Genomic DNA, 21,583 nt, shown 5'->3' with positions numbered 1-21,583 from the left:
ATTTCTCCATTTCAACTTAGTAAGCTATCTTTAATTTTTATTTTTTCTCTTTAAAATAGTAATAAACACGAATCCACCATAAGTAACAAAGCATGAAAAACCAATTATCCTTGGCACTGAAACATAGCCTATTCTTATATAACTTATAATTGCAAAACTAGCGATAGACAATAAAATAGATGGCCAAAATATAAGAGCTGTTTTGCTTCCTCTCTGTTTCGATGTACTTTCTTTCTCTTTAGAAATACGTGTGCCAAAAAGCAATACTATACAAATGAGGATTGCTGCAAAGTAAATCGTATCTAATGACAGATTATGATCATAAATCGCGATTCCAACTTCCAAAGCGATAATTGTTAAAATTAATATGATAATTGTTGAAGTTTTTAAGTTTCGTTTCAATTTTCATACCTCTTTTTATATTGTTTTATCACATTCTTAAATTTCGATATAGAATATTAAAAACCTTTTTTGTTACATGATATTTATGCATACAATAAAAAAGATAGCATGAAATTTCCCCATGCTACCTTTCTAAAATACATAATTCGCATAACGCAAACATTTACTCTTCCGTAGGCTTTTTAGGACCATTAAGCTCCAATTGATAAAAAGCTAAATCTAACCACCTATTAAACTTATAACCAGCCTTCTTAATTGTCCCTGCATGAACAAATCCATAGTTTTCATGTAAGGCAATGCTTTTCTCATTTTCTGCATCAATTCCAGCAATTAAGGTCATATATTCCCTTTCTTTTGCAACTGTGATCAATGCTTTCATTAATGAAGTTCCTATCCCATTTTTTCTACATTCCTTATGAACGTACACAGAATGCTCAATTGAATATTTATAGGCAGGCCAAGCTCTAAACGGGCCAAATGTCGCAAATCCTACTATTTTATTATCTAATTCACATACTAAAATCGGATAGCCGTTAGCCTTTTTTTGTTCATACCAATCTATTCTATTTTCAAGGGTTACAGGTTTATACGTATAGACGGCTGTTGTATTCAATATAGCATCATTATAAATATCTAAAATGTATGTGACATCTTGTTTCCTTGCTTCCCTTATCATCACTTTCTTCCTTTCCTCTAATTTCACTCCTATATACGAATACGAGCTTTTCGGAAACTATCAAATATATTTAACGCAGCAGACAAAATGTAAATGATAATACCTCCACCAATTAACCACTTTTTAACTTCCTCTGGAGAAGTAGTAAACACATTTGCCACATACGTAATAAATCCTTCATTAAATAAGTGCGGATTTACTATAATTACAATGAATACTATTGTTCCAACTATTTGAAGAATAGCATTCCCGATTGCCAGCTTTTTCGTCCATTGTCCTTGTACTAACTTATAAAGAGATATACCTAGTTCAAACACAATCACAATTACAACGATTGGCCAATACTGAAGTAACACCTCTTGATTAAAAGTTGCCGCGACAAACTTCAATCCGCTTTCTGTACCATGATATACACCTACAAGATGGTTCGCATAAAAATAAAGTGTTGCCCATATTGCCGTCCACATTAACCCGCCAAATACTTCGAACTTTGAGATCGACTTTTTCTTTGGAATATACGAAGTATTTTTCAAATCATCAGGCGTCCACTTTTTTAAACTTGTCGTCAACGGTTGGGTACCTTTATCTTTATCTGTTCTTTCTAAAATTGCAAATACAAGTGTCAACCAGAAAAATACATGGAGGCCTACTTCGATAATTTCCCCAATTCCTTTACCTATCAGATTTAAAATAACATTTAATACCGCTTGCTCACCATCATATCCTACAAAATTTTCTGCAACCATTGCAATGAGTGCGATAACAGCTGCAATCGGTATGATCATTTTTAATAATGTCGTATATACATCAAAATAACGTGGTCCAATTAAATACATCGGCCTATCTAAATACCCATTTGCCAATGAAACTGGACTCCCCAATTTTTCAAGAACTCTTTTTTCATCATCTTCATTATAATCATCAGGTAACATATCCTCGATTGTTGACCGTAGTTCAAGAATAATATCTTCACGATTTTTTTCAGGTAATCTCTTCGCTACTTCCTCGACGTAAATATCAATCAAATTCATTCTTGTCCTCCTCCTTTAATAATTTATAAAGTTCTTTCGAATCCTTTATCCATTCCTTTTTCAACTGCAAAAATATCTCTAATCCGTATTCACTTAAAATATAATACTTACGCGGTCTACTCTCCGTTTTATCCCAACTACTCGTCACTAGCTCCTGCTTTTCTAATCGGCGAAGTAGTGGATATAACGTACTTTGATCGATTGTAATCCCTGATTGCTCCAATAATTGGACAAGTGAATACCCATACTGCGGTGTTCTTAACTGGCTTAAAACCGCTAATGTTAATGTACCTCTTCTTAGTTCAGTAATTAACGAATTTAATAAAGCATCCATTCACTCACCTCATTTTCATTACTATATGTCATACAGTATGTGTTTTATACTATGTATCGTACAGTATTAATGTGATAAAAACAATACGTATTTACAAAAAATAGAAAATAAAAAAGCACAAACTATATATTTTGTGCTTTTCTGGCTAATTTAAATGCTTATAACAATTTTAATTTTGTACCTCTTGTAATATAAACTCTCCTTTTTCTTTAATAAATGGGGTAACATTTACAACTGATTCAATATGAATTACTCCGTATACATGCGGATATTCTTGACCGTTAAAAGCAAGTTCATATTTTATTTCTGCTTTTATTAATGATGGATCAATTGTAAGTAATAAAACATCTTCTTCATGACTAAAATATTTTTCAGCAACTTCTAAAGCTTGTTTTAAAAATGAACAATGAATAAATCCTTCTTCTTTTAGTGAAGTTTCATTAATTTCTCCATTTATCTTTGCGATTTCCCAATTTCTTTTTGTTATTACTTTTGTGATCATTGTTATTTTCTCTCCATGTCTTTATATAGAAAAACAAGAGGTTCTTCTTTTTGTTACTAGAAACGCCTCTTGTTTTTCATATTTATTTTATTCCTTTAATTAAAGGCGATGCTTCCCCGCTATGGAAAATCCATAAATCATGAAGTGACCTTGTACATCCGACATATAGTAACTTCGCATCACGTTTCATATTTTTATAATGTTCTTCATCAACATCGATTAATAGAACCGCATCAAATTCTAGCCCTTTTGCCAAGTATACAGGTACTACTGAAATACCACCTTCATATTTACTTTGATCTGCTTCAATGACGTTTACGGCCAATCCTGCTTTTGTTAATTTCTCATATATATCGCGACATTCATCTTCTGTTCTTCCTATTATCGCAATTGTTTTCACATCTTCGTTTTGTAGATGTTTAAACGTCTTCATAATCTCATTAAATTGATCTTCTGCATGGATTACCTTAACATTTTCACCACTGCGAAAAACTGGTGTTGCGAGCCCAACTGGAATCTCTGCGTTTTTAATTATTTCGTTCGCAAATTCTATAATTTCTTTTGTAGAACGATAACTTCTCGTCAGTTCATAATAACCTGTTTCTTGGAATACTTCCTTAAAAGCACCCCAATCTTCAATCCCTTGATAATCATAAATTGCTTGAGATAAATCACCTAATATAGTGAAAGAATTACCTAGTGTAATTTCTTTTAATACATACACTTGGAATGGTGAGAAATCTTGTGCTTCATCAATAACGACGTGATGGAATTTCTGTCCGATTTCAATACCTGTTATGCGGTGATGTAAGTAAATTAAAGCTGGTAAATCTTCTACATACACTTCTTTTTTACGACAACTCTTTTCAGTTTCTTTCACAAGTTCTTCAGGCAATACTTCGAGTATTTCTTTACTTTTCAAAATTGAACTATAAAGTGAAAGTGGGCTCATTTTCGGCCAAAACTTCATATATGTGTTCAATCTCTTTGTCGCTTCTTTTTTTAATAATTTCTTCTCGTTTGTTTCTCCATACTTTTTCAGTTCAATTTCAATCCAGCGCTTCATTCGGCCGACTAATCTTTCTCTTCTTTTCTTTAATGGATAATGTTTATATTCAACTTGCATCCATTTTTTTATGTCTTCTACTGGAATAATAGCTTTGTCCCATGCCTCAAAATCACTTGTTGGTATTAATTCTTTTTCAAATTGAACCATTCTCTCTTCAATAAAGGACTTAAATTCCAGCGTGCCTTTCAATTTACCGAGCATAACCTTTTCTTCATCACGATTAATAGAAAAGGCTTCTTTCAACTTTTCTTCTGTTTGCTTTAGTTTCACAGAATCATCTAACGTACGTAATGCCCAATCTGGAAATGTTGTTTGACTAATATTCCCTACACCTAATTCAGGAAGCACACTCGAAATATAGTCTAAAAACAGACTATTCGGAGCGAATACAATCATTCTCTCAGCTTCTAATTGTTCACGATATTCATAAATTAAAAAAGCAAGGCGATGTAAAGCGATCGTTGTTTTTCCGCTTCCTGCAACCCCTTGAATTAATAATGGTAAGTTTCTTTCCGCACGAATAATATCGTTTTGCTCCGATTGTATTGTCGAAACAATATCCTTTAGTTTATTATCTTTATTCTCACCTAATCGATATAGAAGAAAATCATCGGCATGTGAGACATCTTCATTTCCTTTTACATATGTATCAACAACACGTTCTAGTTCTCTTTTTCGAATAGAGATGTTTCGCTTTAAATACACATCACCTTCTACTAATCCGTCTGGAGATTGATAAAACGCTAATTCATCACCGCCGGTAAATGAATAAAACATACTTGCAACAGGTGCCCGCCAATCTATTACAATGGGTTTCATTGTGTCTTTATGTGAAACACCTACTTTACCGATGTAGATCGGCATAACATCTTTCTTGCCGTCCTCTTGAAAATCTAATCTTCCAAAGTATGGTTCTTGTACACCGATACGTAAATTTTGCCTATTAGATTCTCTCATACTTTCTAGAATTTGTTCTTTAAAATCATCTCCATAATAAACCGGAATGTTTTCAAGCTGTTCTAATTGATCATCCATCGTACGTAATGTATCTTTCATCCTTTGTAACTCTTCTTCAAAAATGTTGTTCATTTGATGATTCCCTCCTGTCCGTTCTAATTTTTCAGTCGAAATACAATTGTATTAAAAATCCATTTATAAAGTCAATAGTTTTAGTAAGAATTTTCTAAAATAAAGAAGAGTAGAGATTAATCCCTACTCTTCTTTACTTTAATTCGATACGCCAAACATTCATTTAAAGTTGTTAATTCTTTATATTTCTCTTTTTCAAAATCATATGCGCCTCCTGGGAAGAATCCTACAATACTTAAACCAGCTTCAGCACATAGATTACTAATCTCATCTACCGTATAACATCGTAAAGACTGTGTAACTATATCATTTTGATTTTTAGGATGCCACCAATGATCTAACATTCTTTCATTTATACGATCATATTCGTATTTTCGCATAGCTGAGCTTAAAGACATTTCTTGTCCACTTACCTTTTTCCAATAAAGTGGTTGATAAATATCAATAAGTGCACATCCATCATCCTTCATCCAGTTTTTAATCCGTTTTAATAGAATCAATTGCTCATCATCTGATCCTACACCAAATCCGTCTAAATAACTAACAACATCAAACTTTTCTTCAAAATTAATTTTATAAAAGTCAGCGCAATGAATAACAATATCATTAGTAGAATGCTCTTTTGCAAACGTAACTAACTCTGGTACAAGTTCAACAGTAGTCATTTTTACTTGTAACTTAGACATCGCCCTTGCAAATCAACCATTTCCTGCTCCTAGTTCTAACATTGACTGAAATGGATGTCCAATTTGTTCTTGAACTTCTTTCGCAACCTGTTCTAACCAGCTTTCTGTATTAATATCGTAATTGGATAGTTCGAATTGTTTTTCGTAAAATTCTCTCACATCTAATTCATTCATTATTATTCTCCTCCTGCAATAGATTTTTCTTCTACAGGTGAGAAACTAAATTTCTGACACCCATGAAAAAAGGTTATTATTCTCTATATTTACAATTTTATCAAAATAATAAGAATTTTTAAAGTAACAATATAAAAAGCAGATAATGAATGATCCCACTATCTGCTCTATGGCTGCTATTATTTTTCTTGTTGATACTCTACCCAATCACCAGAAATGATAACTTTCTTTAACATCTCTTTATCTTGAGCGACATACACAAATGCACGTATTTCTCTATCTCCTAAATAAATCGTTTCGGTGATTCGGTCATATAAATCACTTTCTGCATTACCTGTATATTCTTCAAGTTCATCTAATTTTTGCAGAACAACCTCATTTACCTCATAAACTTCTCCGTATACTTTGTCCTCATTTGAACAAATCATTGCCGGATACCCCTCGTTTGTATCAAATAATTTACCATACGTCCATGCTCCGTCTGCGATGCATATTGCACCTTGCATAAAATGAGCATTCGTTTGCTCTTTTCTTAATGTGCCATACACGAAAACGTGATACATATATCCACTATCCCCTTTATATATCTCTACTTTCTAAATTGTAAATATGCACGAATCATAAAGTAACTCACTTCATTTGGAAGTTGTTCCTTAATTGATTTCAGACCACCTTCTGCATTTTGCACGGCAGTTTCAATCAGTGATTCATATTCTGCAGGAACAAAACTGTTCCAGTCTATTTCCATTCCATCTTCAAAAGAGCGAATTAAATGATTTTCAATTGTTTGTCTTGATAAGCCACGTTCTTTCGCAATTTCATCTAGATCAATGCCTTGTTTATACATTTCATACGTTTCTAAATGAGAATTTGCTGAAGCTTTCCCTGACTTTTTCCGCTCTGTCACCACTTCTGTTTTAACTGTTTCAGCATAGTTTGGATTGTCCTTAATAAAGTGCTGAACTGCTTGTAAGAAGTGAGAACCATACTTCACAAGTTTATGTTCGCCGATCCCTTTCACAGTTAAAAGTTCAGAGTCACTTTGTGGCATTTTTGCACACATATCCTTCAACGTTTGATCAGAGAAAATAACGAATGGAGGTACACCTTCTCCTTGCGCAATTTCTTTACGTACTTCGCGAAGTACTTCAAATAAAGGATGATCTTGAACAATTTGTCTTGTCTCTACTCGTTTTTTACGTAAAACATTCTCTTTACCTAATAATACTTCTTTCCCTTTTTCCGTAACTTTTAATGTCGGATACGTACCATGTTCTACTGCAATTAACTCATCTGAAATTAGAAACTCAATAAATTCACTAACTTCTTTTACACTACGATTTGATAGTAACCCGTATGTTGGTAAAGTATGAAAATTGAATTCAATAACTTTCTTATTTTTCGAACCAGTTAAAACTTGTGCAATCATTTGTTTTCCAAATCGTTGGTTCGTTCTAATCATGCAAGATAGAACCATTTGTGATTCTCTCGTCACATCGATACTTTCCCGGTCGTCCGTACAATTTCCGCAGCGGCCACAATCTTCTTTCGGTTCTTCTCCAAAGTATTGCAAAATAAATGATTGTAAACATTGTTCTGTATGACAATAATCAGTCATATTTTGCAGTTTTTCAAGTTCATTTGAAAATCGAGATTCACCTGTCGATTGATCAATTAAAAAGCGCTGTACTTGCACATCCTGAGAAGAATATAGCAATATACACGCACTATCTAATCCGTCACGTCCAGCACGTCCTGCTTCTTGGTAATAACTTTCCATGTTTTTTGGCAGTTGATAATGGATAACGTAACGAATATTCGATTTATCAATCCCCATCCCGAATGCAGATGTCGCTACCATTACACTCACTTCATCACGTAAAAAGAGTTCTTGCTGCTCATTTCGATCGGTATCACTCATACCAGCATGGTATTTTGATACCGAAACTCCCGCTTTCATTAAATCTTCATACAACTGATCAACTACTTTTCTAGTAGCGGCATATATAATCCCAGATTCCTTTTGATTTTGACGAATATAATCCGCTAAATATGCATTACGATCTTGTCCTTTAATAACAGTAAATGATAAGTTCTCGCGCTCAAACGTTGTCATAATCGTATTTTCTTGATTAATTCCAAGCGTGTTGCAAATATCTTCACGAACTTGTGGTGTTGCCGTCGCAGTTAAAGCTAATACAAGCGGCTTTTCTGGAAGATAATCTAGTATGCGATGTATATGTAAATAACTTGGACGGAAATCATGTCCCCACTGCGAAATACAGTGCGCCTCATCAATTGCAATCATCGGGATTTTCATATCGATAAGTTGGTCAACAAACTCCATTGAATCAAGACGCTCAGGCGCTACATAAAGTAACTTATAATGTCCTTGTTTCGCTAATTGAATGCGTTGATTCGCTTCTGTAATTGAAATAGAACTATTAATATAAGTAGCTGAAATACCGTTTTGTACTAATGTATCTACTTGGTCTTTCATAAGTGAAATCAAGGGTGAAATAACTAATGTCGTTCCTTCGAATACTAATGCGGGAATTTGATAACAAATTGACTTACCACCACCCGTAGGCATAATACAAACCGTATCTTTCCCATCTAATACATTTTTAATTGTTTCATCTTGTCCTCTTCGGAATGACGAATAACCGAAATAAGACGCTAAAAGTTCTTGTGCTTTTGTAAACAAAAAAGAGTCACCTGCTTTTCTATATCTTTCATCTATTCCTATTATATCATCACTTATGCGTCATGAAAGTGATGAATACATGACTAACAGCTTGCTTTTTCATTTTTTATGCTTTTCTACGTTTTAAAGGTTGTTTAACAACGGTGTTTTAATGGCTATTTATGTTTATAAATTTTAAAACATAAATAAAGCACATATAAAATGAATTACAAAATAAATATACATTTTATTACTCTTCCTTGAATACTACTAATCTTATACATATGAATTCAGGAGGTTACTATATGAAGCAGCAGAATATTAGTTCCATCAAGCAGAAAACAGTACCGAACCAACTCCAATTTTCGAATCATGATGCGTGGAAATATGAATCGTATTATAAATACCAGCCATTATTTTCTTATAGAAAGCTTTTCCATTTTCTTTCTCAACTTTTTAAACGTTAATGTGTATGTGATATATTATCCATAATAATTTTCTCAATATATACCTTATAGACTTACTATAATACAGCTGTTATCATATGAAATATTCTGTTGGATAAACCCCTTAAGTTGACCTGCTTATAAAAGCAGGTCTTTTTTGATTATTATACATTTCAGTACACTTTTAGATACACTTGTATATCTTTTCTCTATTTTATAACCATACTCCACTCACAACAAATGATAATAGTAACGAGATGTAAAATATAAGTTCTTAACATTTATTGAAGTAATTCTTTTTTTCTCAATACACAAAACGAATTTCACTTATTACTATAAAAGTACTCCAGATGAGTTTTTGCTCATCAACATTATCTAGTTAACGGGATCTGCTGCGGGAAGCTGATCCCATTGACTTTATTAAAGATCCACTTTCATTTGGACACATTTACCAGGTTTTTTAAATAGAATTTTATGATAACATTACTTAGTCGAGTCCGACATCTCGGCAATACCCTTTTGAGGCTCTGCAACTTCCCTTGCAGAGCCTTGTTTATTTTTATATTCATTTTATTTGTATATACCACAATAAAATTCTGCATCTTTTTCCATATCAATTTCTGAAATTAATTTAGGACACGTAACTAAAAATAAATTCCCATCATACTTTGAGTTATACATGTTCAAAGGAGTGTTACCGTTTATGTATTCTTATTGGCAATCGTATTACTCCCCCTATCATAACCCTTATGTACACTTTGATACATCTGTACGTAATTACCGAATTAGTAAAAACGAGAACTTTTTAAAAGGTTATATGCGTTCTTTATGGGAACAACATGTCGCTTGGACGAGATTAGCTATTATTAGCATTGTCTTTAATTTACCAGACGTAAACGTTACAGTTGGGCGACTTCTTCAAAATGCAACACATATGGGACTGTCACTTGAACCATTCTATGGTGAAGATGCTGTAAAAAAATATAGTGCACTAATTAAAGATCACTTAGTCATTGCAGCGGATCTAGTTAAAGCCGCAAAAGCAGGTGATCAAAATGCAGCTGCCGCTATAGAGAAAAAATGGTACGCTAATGGTGATGAAATTGTGGCGTTTCTTACTAGCATCAACCCATATATAGAAAAAGAAGAATTCAGAAAAATGTTTTATGAACATTTAGCACTTACGAAAGCAGAAGCGCTTGCCTTCCTAAATAAAGATTTTGAAGCAAGCGTAAAACTATACGATAAAATTGAAAAAGAAGCATTAGAAATGGCTGATATGCTAACAAATGCAATCGTAAAACAATTCCCACAAGTGTTTCAATAATAATAAGCCGATTTGAAAAAACAAATCGGCTTATAAAACTTTCTATCAATGAAATTTCACCTCTCCTCTTTACATTTAACGTATATCGATATATTTTATTAATATCCGTTTTTTATAGGAGGAAATCTTTTGATTAACGCCATTGGTCTCGTATTTATCCTCACAAATAAACACGAGAAAAAGAAGAAAGTTTATCTGAATGAAAAATTCGCATTAATAGACATTATTGATTCTAAAGAAGTAATTGATGATGAAGGGAACTCACTAGTAGAACTAACATGTAAATACAGTATTTATCTAGATGAAAAATATTACTGTAAATCTCTCGATGATTATACTGGACAAGTATTTCCGTTCTTGAGCGCTAAAATAGGAAAAGGTCTTCTCAGAAACTTAAATTACTATTTCTCTTACGTTGATGCCTATGATAAAAAACCACCCGTTAAAGAAATTAGGCCACTTATGAAACAAGTAACGAACAGATAGCAAAAAATACTAAAAAAAGAAAGCATCTAACTTCGGATGCTTTCTTTTTTGAATCCAGAACTCATTAACTTCTATCCTTCTTCTAAAAGTATGTATCTAGGCATACTTTTAATTAAAAACATTGGAGGATTAAACTAAATGAAATACTCAGAAACGATTGTTAGTAAACGGCTTCGAACACTTAAAATATCTAGTATATTTATTATGCTAGTTTTAATTGGATGGCTTGGATATACAAAATTACTTTATGAAAACGGATTTCTTCAAGAAAAGAAACTTTCAGTTGAAGTAATGAATACTAGTATTACAGGTGAAATTGAACAAAGTTTCCATGTAAACTTACAAGGTTACCGTAAAACAGACGTTGATACTATTATAGATGCAAGTAAAACCGATCCGAGCGAACTATCTTTAATTGAGATTATCAATACATCTTGTTCACGAGATTGCATAGGTGAACCATTGGCATATGTAAACTCAAACGATGGATATATCTTTTATAAGGAGTCTACCGGAACTAATGTTGCTTTAAAAATCAAAAAACAAGACTCGTGGGAAATCGTAAAAAAATCTGTTCAAGATGGAATATAACATTAGAAAATTAAAGAGTACTTAACGTACTCTTTTTTATTATTAATACCCTTCATGTTTACAATGACATTTTGGTTTCTCTTTACAATTACATTTTTCACAATCACACTTCGGTTTCTCTTTGCAACGACATTCGTGACAATCCCTGCATTTACATCCACATCTTCCGAACATTAAATCATCCCAAAATGAACGTCTGCAATTACAATGATTCCCCATAAATATGCCTCCTCCTAAATAGAATTCATCATATTCTATGTTTAAAAGAGTAAAAATGCTTGTTTACTAGTCTATATTCTAGTTTTATAAGTATAGTTATAAATGTTATACTTTTCTATTAGTTGTACTTTATATATTTATAGGAACTACTACAAAAAAAGCCCAATAGTTGGGCTTTAAATTCCTATGTATTTTCTTTCTTCTCGCTCACAATATATATAAATTGAAAAGCTCAAACAAATAGTTAACTATAATTCCTTCCCATCCCCCACAGCCCCTTTCAACCTCTGTAACATATATCCAATTCCTTTACATCCTGCTAACGGATACGTAATAATTTCTTCTGCATATAATTGTGTCACTACTTTCTTATGCTTCTTGCCTGCAAGTAAAACGATTTCATCAAACTGAAGCAAGTCTTTTTCAATCATCTGTTGTTTTAATTGTTCCATGCTAATAATCTCATCGCTCTTTGAATCAAAGGCAAGATCATAGTTTTCTAGTACAATATCATTTGGTCTTAAAAATCCATGCTTCGCCGATAATATAACCCAATTCTCGAAAAACATAGTTGCATATGCCTGACATGCTTTTCCGAATGGACTAATATATACTTCTTTTGCCTCCATCGGTCCGTAATCTGGATACTTATCCCAAATTTTCTTTTTTCCGCATGGAATTATGCATAACCTCTTCATTGTTATTTCTTACCTCACTTCTAATTTTTTAAATATAAAAATATAGAATTCTCTTCTTCTTCATATTCAGCTTCTATATCACCAATACCCACTACGTTCCATCCATTATTTGTTTTTATCGGTTTTTCATTCATTATAATATGAACTTGTGTCATATTTTTAAAATCTTCTTCAAAAGATGCTAAAACAGGTTGATCTATCATATATGTTTTATTATGTATACTCACAATTAAAAAGGTTTTATGTAATGCTTTATTTCCGTTTAAATTTACATTCATTGGATTAAACATGTTTAATTTCATATTACCTACAATATACAGATGATACCCTTTTTCTTTATAGAATTGTTTAAAATCCTTGTCTCTTTCGTTTTGAACAAAATGAAGGATTTGCTTCGTTTCTTTACTTATTGCAATTTCATTATTAAAACTCAAATCCACATTTATATTTTGTTTTAAAAAGGCATATAACGATTTATCACTATTAAAGAAGCTCGTTTTCCAGTTAGGAAGGATTTCATCTAATAATAAACATAAAAGCATTCCTGAGCTATAGCAGCTCTTCCTAATGTTATAATTAGCTTCATATGCATCTAAAATAAATCCGCTATATTTTCGTAATGTTTCGCTTTCTTCCTTTTCACATATTGCATTGTAAGCGTTCATTTCTACATACCAAGCAGGCCCCTCTATACTTTCAACCATACACTCATATGTTATAAACTCTTCTTTCATAAAACTAGTTCTTTGCTCTCTTAGTTCAATAAATTGCTTAATATAATTATATTTCTCAGCTTGTGACTTACAATGCACAGCATCATATAAACACATTCGTTCATTATTTCGCAATTGTATATTTTCTTCTAATATAGGATATAGAAATCCTAGAGATTCATTTGGAAATCTACTTTCTTTATTCAAATATTGATAGCAATGAAAAAGTTCATGCACCACAATCGCAAGTAAACTTTCATAATCTTTATGCCTATTCATATTCACGATGGCAGTTGGATAATCTTTTAATAAGATACATGTATCAGCCTTAAATTGGTCATCTCGCTTTAAAACGGCATACTCACCATCATCTTTCAAATATAATGGATGATGAAATACATACACATGCTCATCATTATATAATGCAAATGCAGCCCTCTTAAAACCAGGCCATAGCCCATTCAATAATTCTATATTTATATCTTTCTTTATTCGATTTAATATATTGTTCATTATATATAACACCCCTATATCATTCTACATACACCTATTCTATTCCACTTAAAAACAACCCTTTTATTCACATAAATATTAGATAAACCTATATCTTATCTCAATTTATAATGTATTATGTAAATATACATGTGATGATTTTATGAAAAGGGGGTGAACAAATGAAAAATATAATCCCTGCACTAGTACTCTATATTATCGTTTGCGTAATCGCTATGATTGCTCCAACATCTCAAGGCTATAATCATATTGGCTGGAAATTGTTTGTTGGGCAAGCGTATGCTATACCTATCTTCCTCATTACTGCAATTATTACATTTTATATAAACAAGAAAAAATCTACGAACAAACAGTTATAAGGATAGCTACTGCTATCCTTGTTTTAATTCATTAATCAGATTAAAAATTACACTTGCAGTACTTTCTATCCTTTCTTCCGAAAAATCAAACGTGACACCTGTTTTTTCATATATTTCTTGTATGGATAAATTCCAATCTGCATTCGCTCCTTCTTTAAAGAAAGCAATCGCTTTTTGTGGATTTTCCTGATAAATTTGAAACAATTGCATTGCTCCTATTTGTGCAATTGCGTATTCAATTTGATAAAAAGGGAACTGAATATAGTGAAATGACTCTAACCAGCTTTCACCGATTTCATCTTCTAATCCTACAATATAGACTGGTGAATATTGATACCTTTTACATACTTCAGCGTATTTCGTATCACGTTCTTCTGTTGTATGGTTTGGATTTGTATAGAGCCAGTGCTGAAATACATCTCCTGCAACTGACGACATTAACAAAGACAAAGCACGATATAATTGTACGCGCTGTACTTCTTTATATTCATCCTCTTGCTTATAAAAGATATTGAGCTTATCCATTACTACCAACTCAAGACCGAGGGAATAAAGCTCAGCCACCTCTTCACGAAGATATCTTTCTTGCATGGTACTATCATTGTTAAATTGTTTATAAAAATGAATTGCATGCCCCACTTCATGTATTAGCGCGTTAATTGCATAAAATGATGGACTAAAATTAGAATACACAAAAACCTCTTTACTATGAGGAAAGGTAAAACAAGCAGCTCCCGGTGCTTTATTTTCACGTTCTTCTACGTCAATTAATCCCATTTTTCGTATATGAATAAATTTCTCATAAAAATATAAATCTGTCTTCCGAAATATTTCTTCCACCCCATTCAATAAATCAATGGCATTTTGGAATGGAGCTTTTGGTAATTTACATGGAGTAAGGTCCCAAGGGCGATATTTTTTTACACCGAGATTGTTTTTAGAAAGCATCCCCAACTGTTCCCATATTGGTACAACATACTTTTCTATAGATTCATGAAGCTTATAACACTCTTCAATACTATAATCTCTATTTTTTTGTTTAAAAGCATACTCACTATAATTATTAAATCCTGCATTTAAAGCGATCTCATTCCGCAATTGTATGAGTTCATTCATAATACAATCTATTTCTATTTTCACTATACTTCTTGCTTCACATAAAGCGTACCAAGCTTTTTCGCGAATAGCTCTATTGGGGTTATCTAGTTTTGCTTTTACGTATGCATACGTCTTTTGCTCTCCTTCCCAATTAATAAATATGTTAGACATTATTTCTCTATATTTCGTAATAAGCTTTTGCTCTTTAATGGAAAGAGCAATGTTCTTGTCATTAAACATTTTACTTTTTACCAATCTTGCTTTTTTCATAAAACCGTATTTCTGCTCATTTAATAAGTCGGAAAACGGAGACTCTCTAAATTTCTGGTCAAATTTCGCATTGTATCTTTTTAAAAGTGGTTGAATTGTATTTTGATTATACATATGTAAATTACGTTTATTTCTGTCATTTGTATCTCTATACGTGGCAATTAAACTACTTGTTATCTCCTCTTCTATTTCAGCGGTTACACGCAGTTCATCCAAAAGCCAACTCTCTAATTCTGAAACAGAAGTAATATTCCGCTCTAAAAGTGACTGTAATTTACTCTCCAAATCATTAAGCATACACAATCCTCCTGGTTTAAAGTTTTAATTTTCTGTTTTTTAGAGATAGAAAAGGACAAGTAGCCAATCCGACTACTTGTCCTTGCTGTGTATCTGTACTCAATAAAATTAAGCTTGGAATGCTTCTGTTAAAACTGGTACGATTTGTTTTTTACGAGATACAACACCTTTTAAAGTAGCAGTGTTGTTTTCTAGAGATACGTTGTATGCTTTCTCAACAACGTTTGCTGCTTTACCGATCGCAAGACCGACAGAATCGTTAGTTAAGATATCAGTTACAACGAATAAGAATAGGTCTAAACCTTTTTCTTCTACTACTGCAGAGATAACTTTTTCAAGTTCCGCTTGGTGTACAAGAACGTCGTTTGTATCAACAGCGTTTACTTGTGCGATTTCAACTTTCGCATTACCCATTTGGAATTCTTTAGCGTCAAGAGAGATTAATTGCTCCATTGTTTTTCCGCTTAAGTCAGCACCAGCTTTTAACATTTCTAATCCGTAGCTATCAGCATCTACACCAGCGATTTCCGCTAATTCACGAGCTGCTGCTACGTCTTGCTCTGTGCAAGTTGGAGATTTGAATAGTAAAGAATCCGAAATGATTGCAGATAACATTAAACCTGCAACTTCTTTACGAATTGTAACGCCATTTTCTTTGTACATTTTGTTTAAGATTGTAGCTGTACAACCAACTGGCTCACAACGGTAGTAAATAGGATCGCTTGTTTCAAAGTTAGCAATACGGTGATGGTCAATAACTTCTAACACACGAACAGATTCGATATCGTTAGCACTTTGTTGACGCTCGTTATGATCAACTAAAATAACGTTGTCCACTTCGCTTGCAACTGTCTCAACAAAACGCGGTCCTTCTACTTTAAAATAGTCTAACGCAAATTGAGTTTCACCGCTGATTTCGCCTAAACGTACAGGCTCAGCATTCATTCCTAATTCTTTTTTCAATTCTGCATAAGCAATTGCAGAACAAATTGCATCTGTATCTGGGTTTTTATGCCCGAAAACTAGTACTTTTTCCATGTTTTCCACCTCTTCATGAAAAGGATATCTTAAAGAAGCAACTATGACAATATTTAAAGCATAATTTTTTATAAATAATTGCACTTTCTTCTATATTTTTCATCGTTTTTCGTAAAAAAAGATCATCTAAAATGAATTAGATGATCAAAATGTATATTTTATTTAAAATAAGCTAGGAGCTTGCACTACATGATTTAGCGGGAAATTTGATGCTAAACCGTTATTTACAAGGTTAACATCTATAACTTGATAAAATGCATTCCCAGTATCTGCAATTTCCCAAACAGCTAAAATAAGGTGATATCCATTTCTATCAGTAGGTACATTCGCTTCATGAGTTACTGAAGTTCCTGGTCTTGTTCCCCCATCATTTTTCACATAGAATGGCACTGAATCTAAATCAGACCTTGTTAACGGCTTATTTGGATTCCAATCTTTTTTCGTAATATAGTATTTCCATTCTTTCGTACTATGAGGTGCGGTTAGTTTCCACTTGAATGTATTCGTCCCGCCATTTAACGTAACTTTCTTCCACCTATCAACTGATTGAACGTCTAAAGCAGGAAAATGGCCTGCTCCTGCGATTTGTCCATCAGAAGGTCCTAATTGCGGGAATCCACCTATTCCTTCTACACTTTGCGGCTCGTATTGAATCGGTCCGCAATTTACATTTACCCCTTGCTTACATAAATAAGAACGGCTCGCTGGTGATTCAACATATCCATGAGCTGAAGCTTTTTCTGAAAAACCGAAAGTTAACAATCCCGTAAGTAATATACCACCACTTAATATAACTTTCTTCACCTTCTGTAAACCTTTCGTTCTCATCCCGTCATCCCCTTTCCCATAATAAAGCGAAAATAACTATAGTCGGCTAGTCATCTTCTCTACATCCATTATAAGTCAAGGAGTATAACGAAAAGAACCCTCTAAAAACTTTCTCAAATTCATTTAGTACATTATATAAATTTTATTGATACATTCAAATAACACCGCTAGAGAAATATAGACGGTGTTAAATATACTCAATTAAACTATTCGTTTATAAATAAATTACGAAATTGGCAAAGTTAGTCTAGTTATCAAATAGCCCTCTCCCTCTCAGATTTGCGGAAACTGGCTCCTTTCCGATTTCACGTGCCCATATAGATAACTGGCCGATATGATGGATTTCGTGGACAATGACATGACGTATTAACTCTCCGTGTGTACATTCAATGACTCGGCGCCTAATTGGTGCGTCTCTTGAGCTAATCGGCTCTTCATTGAAGTCAGCTTTTGAAAGTTTCCGAGAATCCATTTCATTTGTCCAAGAGGTCACAAATGGCTTCACTTTCCCGTGGTATTGAGCTGAAAGATTTTTCACTTTTTGTAAGCTGGCATACTCTTCAAACACTGGCTCCTCAGGCACTGATTCACCACGCAACCCTAAGATCCACATATATTCCACATCTACTATATGAAATAGGGTATGTAGTATACTGCCGAATCCACCGACCCGTTTCTTTACCAGTTCTTCGGCCGATATGCCTTCGCACCATGTAAACCAATCATCACGAACTTGCCAGTTATATTGAAACAGTTTCAACATCACAGCAACCTCCATCTTTTAGATTAACATTTAATATTCACCAAAAGACTTCAAAATTCCTATTTAAGTAATACCTCTTATACAACTGTTAAAACCTTATACAAATTGGCCCTCAAATTGAACATTCAATATGAAGTTAATGAATGAAAAGAAACCCCCTATTATACAGGGGGTTATCAATCTTTTTACAAATCAATACTCAGACCTAATAACAGATTTTCCGTTTAAAAATATCCCTCTTTTCAAATAAAAATACTAAATCATTTTATAATAAATAACCGTTGCATCTAAATTACCATTTGGAGATATTGCGTATTCTGGTATTTTTCCAACTTCTTTATAGTCTAATGATTTATACAATCTATTAGAAGGGTCTCCTTCTCTCGTATCTAGCACTATAAGAGACCTATTTTCTTGCTTTGCTCTTTCCTCTGCTTTTTGCATAAGCGAACGTCCAATACCGTTACGTCTAAAGTTCGGGTGAGTCATTAACTTGCAAATTTCAGCTCTATGAATCCCATTAGGCTTTGTAACTAAATGTAATTGAATACTCCCTGCCACTTCATTATTTATTTTAGCAACATACAAGATCACTTCTGGTGCTAAAACAGTTTCCCAATACTTTGTTGATTCTATTTGTTCCAGTGGAGGTAAAAAACCAATTGACGCCCCATCATCTACAACCGTTTTCAAAAGTTTAGAAAGCTCTTCCATATCATCATTTATTTGCTTAATCTCTTCAATTACTAAATTTTGCATTACTAATCCCCCTTTTGTTTCATTGTACCAAGTTTTAAGGAAGGAATAACAGGTTACTAAAAGGAAATATATATTTAGATAAAACATACTTATATAATGTATGGCAAGTGGAGGGATTAACCATTAGTAAAACAGGTTTTGACTTAATAAAACATGAGGACAACTTTAATCTTGGCTATGAAGATATCGAAGAGATATCTATGAGCTGTAAATTCTCTAACTGCACTCATACAAATGAACCACATTGCGCAATTAAAAAAGCTATCTCCGATGGATTTCTTACAGAAGAAATAATGAATTGTTATTATCGAGATAAGAATGAATTCGAATATGTATGTAAACAAAAGAACAAAACAAAAGCTATTGATTATATGAAACAATTGAAACTTTTTAGAAAATCTTAATACTAAATAAATAGTTGTTATTTCTCATTCCGACTAAATTTAAAATTCTTACTTTAATACATCACATACCAGATAATTTTTATACTCAAATTTAATCTCACGTAAAAGAACGTTTTAAACATAAAGTTTAAAACGTTCTTTTACATTCAATGCTTCTGATTTTTCAGTTCACTTAAACACTCTTGTACTAATGTTACCGCTTGACTCATTGCAGCTCCGCCAGCAAATGCTGCTGATACACCACATGCTTCCAGAATCTCTTTATCTGAACATCCTTGATCAAGACAACCTTTTGTATGATAAATGGTACAATATTCATCTTGCGTTGCTAGACTAATTCCTAATGCGATAAGTTGTTTTTCCCTTTTTGTTAAAGCGCCCTCTTGAAAACAAGCTTGCGTGAATGCATTATATGTTTCTGCAATTTCAGGAATTTGGTTTGTAAAACTACCGATACCTTCTTTATAATGATGTAGAACGTCATTTACTGAACTATGTTGTTCGTGTTCCATCTTATTATTACCCCCATTCAAATTATGTGTACCTATTGTAGTATGTGATGAAAAGAAGGTAATATACCTCATTAAATAGAATGAATATTCAGTTTATTATAACTAAAATCTCAGACTATCATCCTCTACCGTTTGTTCTTTATAGTTTTTCCTTTCAATTTCTTTACTTCTTTCTTCCCAAAACGTTAAACCTTCAATTCCCACATTTTTAGGATCAAATACTGGATCTTTCCCTTCCTTTTTCTGTGCTTCATAATCTTTTAACACTTTTAATGCGATTTTACTTAATAGTAGAATCGCAATTAAGTTTAACCATGCCATGCTACCGATTCCTAAATCTCCAAGATTCCATAAAAGCGACGCTGATTCTACGCTACCGATGTAAACCATAATTAAAAATCCAATTTTTAAAACTGGTTTTAACCAGCTATGTTTAAGCTCACGATCTAAATAAGTAAGTGTCGTTTCAGCGATATAGTAGTATGCGAGTAAAGTTGTAAATGCGAAGAAAAATATTGCGATTGAAATAAATAATGGACCAAACCCTGTCATAACAGTTTCAACTGCTTGTTGTGTATAGATTGGACCTGCATCAACATTCCCTATATTCTTTACTATAGCGCTTTTCCCTTCAGGTATAACATTATACATACCTGTTATTAAAATCATAAGAGCTGTCGCTGTACATACAACAATTGTATCGATATATACAGAAAACGCTTGAACTAACCCTTGTTTTGCAGGATGGGATACTTCAGCAGCAGCGGAGCTATACGTCGCTTCTCCAACACCAGCAACATTTGAAAATACAGCACGCTTTACGCCCCATGCGATTGCTGCACCAACGATTCCGCCAAACATTTCATTTACACCAAAAGCACTAGAGAAAATTAAAGCGAACATACTTGGAATTTCTGTTACATTCGCAATTAATACAATACATGTAACAATTACATAACCTATTGCCATAAATGGAACAAGCATTTGCGAAACGCCCGCAATTCTCTTTACGCCACCAAAAATGATTGATGCTAATAATATAACTAATAATATTCCAGTTATATATTTGCTAATGCCATTAGAGTTTTCAAATCCAACTGCGATACTACTAGACTGAATACCTGGTAATAAAACGCCATATGAAAGTGTTACAACAACCGCTACAATGACTGCAAACCATTTCATTTTCAGGCCTTTTTCAATGAAATATGGTGTACCACCTCGGTATTCATTCCCAACTTTACTTTTATACACTTGAGATAATGTTGATTCAACAAATGCACTCGCCGCTCCTAAAAGAGCCATTACCCACATCCAAAACACAGCTCCTGGTCCGCCAAAAGCGATAGCTGTCGCGACCCCTGCGATATTACCTATTCCAACCCTACCTGATAAGGCTAAACAAAATGCTTGAAAGGATGAAATTCCCGTCTCCGAGCTCTTCCCTTCAAATAATAGTTTTATCATCTCTTTAAAATAACGAATTTGCAGAAAACGAGTGGCAATTGTAAAATACACACCTGCCCCTAATGCAAAAACAACTAACCCAATACTCCATACTTGCCCTACTAACCACTCTACTAATTGCTCCATCCAAATCCCCCTTAACATTC

Annotated in this window: 23 protein-coding genes and 1 pseudogene; 6 read left to right on the top strand and 18 right to left on the bottom strand. The window is 33.2% G+C overall.

All coding sequences use genetic code 11. From position 1 onward, the window contains the following. Positions 1–30: 30 nt before the first annotated feature. The 9 genes and pseudogenes from DT250_RS06390 to recQ form a co-directional block, all read right to left on the bottom strand. Positions 31–402, bottom strand: a complete 372-nt coding sequence (locus tag DT250_RS06390; protein WP_149212804.1) for a hypothetical protein — start codon at positions 400–402, stop codon at positions 31–33. Between the two features lie 163 nt (positions 403–565). Further along, positions 566–1,078, bottom strand: a complete 513-nt coding sequence (locus DT250_RS06385) for a GNAT family N-acetyltransferase (RefSeq protein ID WP_098856925.1) — start codon at positions 1,076–1,078, stop codon at positions 566–568. Between the two features lie 29 nt (positions 1,079–1,107). Further along, positions 1,108–2,109, bottom strand: a complete 1,002-nt coding sequence (locus DT250_RS06380) for an HAAS signaling domain-containing protein (RefSeq protein ID WP_149212803.1) — start codon at positions 2,107–2,109, stop codon at positions 1,108–1,110. Next, positions 2,096–2,443, bottom strand: coding sequence for a PadR family transcriptional regulator (locus DT250_RS06375; protein WP_048547374.1), 348 nt, complete (start codon positions 2,441–2,443; stop codon positions 2,096–2,098). Before DT250_RS06375 ends, DT250_RS06380 begins: the two co-directional genes overlap by 14 nt. 169 nt (positions 2,444–2,612) lie before the next feature. Further along, positions 2,613–2,945 (bottom strand): DUF952 domain-containing protein, encoded by a 333-nt coding sequence (locus DT250_RS06370; RefSeq protein ID WP_048547376.1) that lies wholly within the window; start codon positions 2,943–2,945, stop codon positions 2,613–2,615. Positions 2,946–3,027: 82 nt separating this feature from the next. Next, the gene (locus DT250_RS06365) at positions 3,028–5,103 is read right to left on the bottom strand and encodes a HelD family protein (protein ID WP_149212802.1); all 2,076 of its coding nucleotides are present in this window, start codon (positions 5,101–5,103) and stop codon (positions 3,028–3,030) included. Between the two features lie 116 nt (positions 5,104–5,219). Further along, positions 5,220–5,963, bottom strand: a pseudogene (locus tag DT250_RS06360) (class I SAM-dependent methyltransferase). Between the two features lie 179 nt (positions 5,964–6,142). After that, on the bottom strand, positions 6,143–6,526 hold the full coding sequence (locus DT250_RS06355) for a gamma-glutamylcyclotransferase family protein (protein WP_149212801.1): 384 nt from the start codon (positions 6,524–6,526) through the stop codon (positions 6,143–6,145). 26 nt (positions 6,527–6,552) lie between these two features. Continuing rightward, on the bottom strand, positions 6,553–8,670 hold the full coding sequence (gene recQ, locus DT250_RS06350) for a DNA helicase RecQ (protein WP_149212800.1): 2,118 nt from the start codon (positions 8,668–8,670) through the stop codon (positions 6,553–6,555). 284 nt (positions 8,671–8,954) lie between these two features. Between recQ and DT250_RS31615 the strand changes: the two genes are divergently transcribed. From DT250_RS31615 to DT250_RS06335, 4 genes are all read left to right on the top strand, one after another. After that, positions 8,955–9,116 (top strand): hypothetical protein, encoded by a 162-nt coding sequence (locus tag DT250_RS31615; RefSeq protein ID WP_000813318.1) that lies wholly within the window; start codon positions 8,955–8,957, stop codon positions 9,114–9,116. A gap of 682 nt (positions 9,117–9,798) precedes the next feature. Beyond that, positions 9,799–10,422 (top strand): hypothetical protein, encoded by a 624-nt coding sequence (locus DT250_RS06345; RefSeq protein WP_048547385.1) that lies wholly within the window; start codon positions 9,799–9,801, stop codon positions 10,420–10,422. 129 nt (positions 10,423–10,551) lie between these two features. After that, on the top strand, positions 10,552–10,908 hold the full coding sequence (locus tag DT250_RS06340) for a hypothetical protein (protein WP_000606238.1): 357 nt from the start codon (positions 10,552–10,554) through the stop codon (positions 10,906–10,908). Between the two features lie 138 nt (positions 10,909–11,046). Beyond that, positions 11,047–11,499, top strand: coding sequence for a hypothetical protein (locus tag DT250_RS06335; protein ID WP_000877594.1), 453 nt, complete (start codon positions 11,047–11,049; stop codon positions 11,497–11,499). A gap of 467 nt (positions 11,500–11,966) precedes the next feature. On the opposite strand, the gene DT250_RS06330 is transcribed toward DT250_RS06335, so the two are convergent. Continuing rightward, positions 11,967–12,416, bottom strand: coding sequence for a DUF6884 domain-containing protein (locus tag DT250_RS06330; RefSeq protein ID WP_149212799.1), 450 nt, complete (start codon positions 12,414–12,416; stop codon positions 11,967–11,969). A 20-nt stretch (positions 12,417–12,436) separates the two neighbouring features. Beyond that, positions 12,437–13,642, bottom strand: a complete 1,206-nt coding sequence (locus tag DT250_RS06325) for a peptide ABC transporter permease (RefSeq protein ID WP_149212798.1) — start codon at positions 13,640–13,642, stop codon at positions 12,437–12,439. A 161-nt stretch (positions 13,643–13,803) separates the two neighbouring features. Between DT250_RS06325 and DT250_RS06320 the strand changes: the two genes are divergently transcribed. Beyond that, positions 13,804–14,001 carry a DUF4017 family protein gene (locus tag DT250_RS06320; RefSeq protein WP_098047709.1) on the top strand — a complete coding sequence of 66 codons (198 nt, stop codon included), beginning with the start codon at positions 13,804–13,806 and terminating at the stop codon, positions 13,999–14,001. Positions 14,002–14,013: 12 nt separating this feature from the next. Here DT250_RS06320 and DT250_RS06315 read toward each other — a convergent pair whose 3' ends face one another. The 5 genes from DT250_RS06315 to DT250_RS06290 all read right to left on the bottom strand — a co-directional run bounded on the left by DT250_RS06315 (position 14,014) and on the right by DT250_RS06290 (position 19,054). Next, positions 14,014–15,666: a M3 family oligoendopeptidase gene (locus DT250_RS06315; protein ID WP_149212797.1), complete on the bottom strand. Its 1,653-nt coding sequence runs from the start codon at positions 15,664–15,666 to the stop codon at positions 14,014–14,016. 108 nt (positions 15,667–15,774) lie between these two features. Continuing rightward, positions 15,775–16,704 carry a manganese-dependent inorganic pyrophosphatase gene (gene ppaC, locus DT250_RS06305; RefSeq protein WP_000416871.1) on the bottom strand — a complete coding sequence of 310 codons (930 nt, stop codon included), beginning with the start codon at positions 16,702–16,704 and terminating at the stop codon, positions 15,775–15,777. A 162-nt stretch (positions 16,705–16,866) separates the two neighbouring features. Further along, on the bottom strand, positions 16,867–17,532 hold the full coding sequence (locus DT250_RS06300; RefSeq protein WP_149212796.1) for a lytic polysaccharide monooxygenase: 666 nt from the start codon (positions 17,530–17,532) through the stop codon (positions 16,867–16,869). A gap of 247 nt (positions 17,533–17,779) precedes the next feature. Continuing rightward, positions 17,780–18,295, bottom strand: a complete 516-nt coding sequence (locus DT250_RS06295; RefSeq protein WP_149212795.1) for a DinB family protein — start codon at positions 18,293–18,295, stop codon at positions 17,780–17,782. A 255-nt stretch (positions 18,296–18,550) separates the two neighbouring features. Then, entirely contained in the window at positions 18,551–19,054 is a 504-nt protein-coding gene (locus DT250_RS06290) for a GNAT family N-acetyltransferase (protein ID WP_088063705.1), read from the bottom strand. Positions 19,055–19,161: 107 nt separating this feature from the next. On the opposite strand from DT250_RS06290, the gene DT250_RS32185 reads away from it, so the two are divergent. After that, positions 19,162–19,458, top strand: a complete 297-nt coding sequence (locus DT250_RS32185) for a hypothetical protein (protein WP_088063706.1) — start codon at positions 19,162–19,164, stop codon at positions 19,456–19,458. Positions 19,459–19,604: 146 nt separating this feature from the next. Here the strand turns inward: DT250_RS32185 and DT250_RS06280 are convergent, their stop codons facing one another. Continuing rightward, a complete protein-coding gene (locus tag DT250_RS06280) occupies positions 19,605–20,042 on the bottom strand; it encodes a carboxymuconolactone decarboxylase (protein WP_133058557.1) in 438 nt (145 codons plus the stop codon). A 30-nt stretch (positions 20,043–20,072) separates the two neighbouring features. Then, positions 20,073–21,563 carry an alanine/glycine:cation symporter family protein gene (locus tag DT250_RS06275; RefSeq protein ID WP_149212794.1) on the bottom strand — a complete coding sequence of 497 codons (1,491 nt, stop codon included), beginning with the start codon at positions 21,561–21,563 and terminating at the stop codon, positions 20,073–20,075. Between the last annotated feature and the right edge of the window lie 20 nt (positions 21,564–21,583).

This window comes from Bacillus sp. AR2-1, from assembly GCF_008368755.1.
Classification (GTDB): domain Bacteria; phylum Bacillota; class Bacilli; order Bacillales; family Bacillaceae_G; genus Bacillus_A; species Bacillus_A wiedmannii.
The sequence above is the reverse complement of the archived record's forward strand: the minus strand, read 5'-3'. Positions and strand labels throughout refer to the sequence as shown.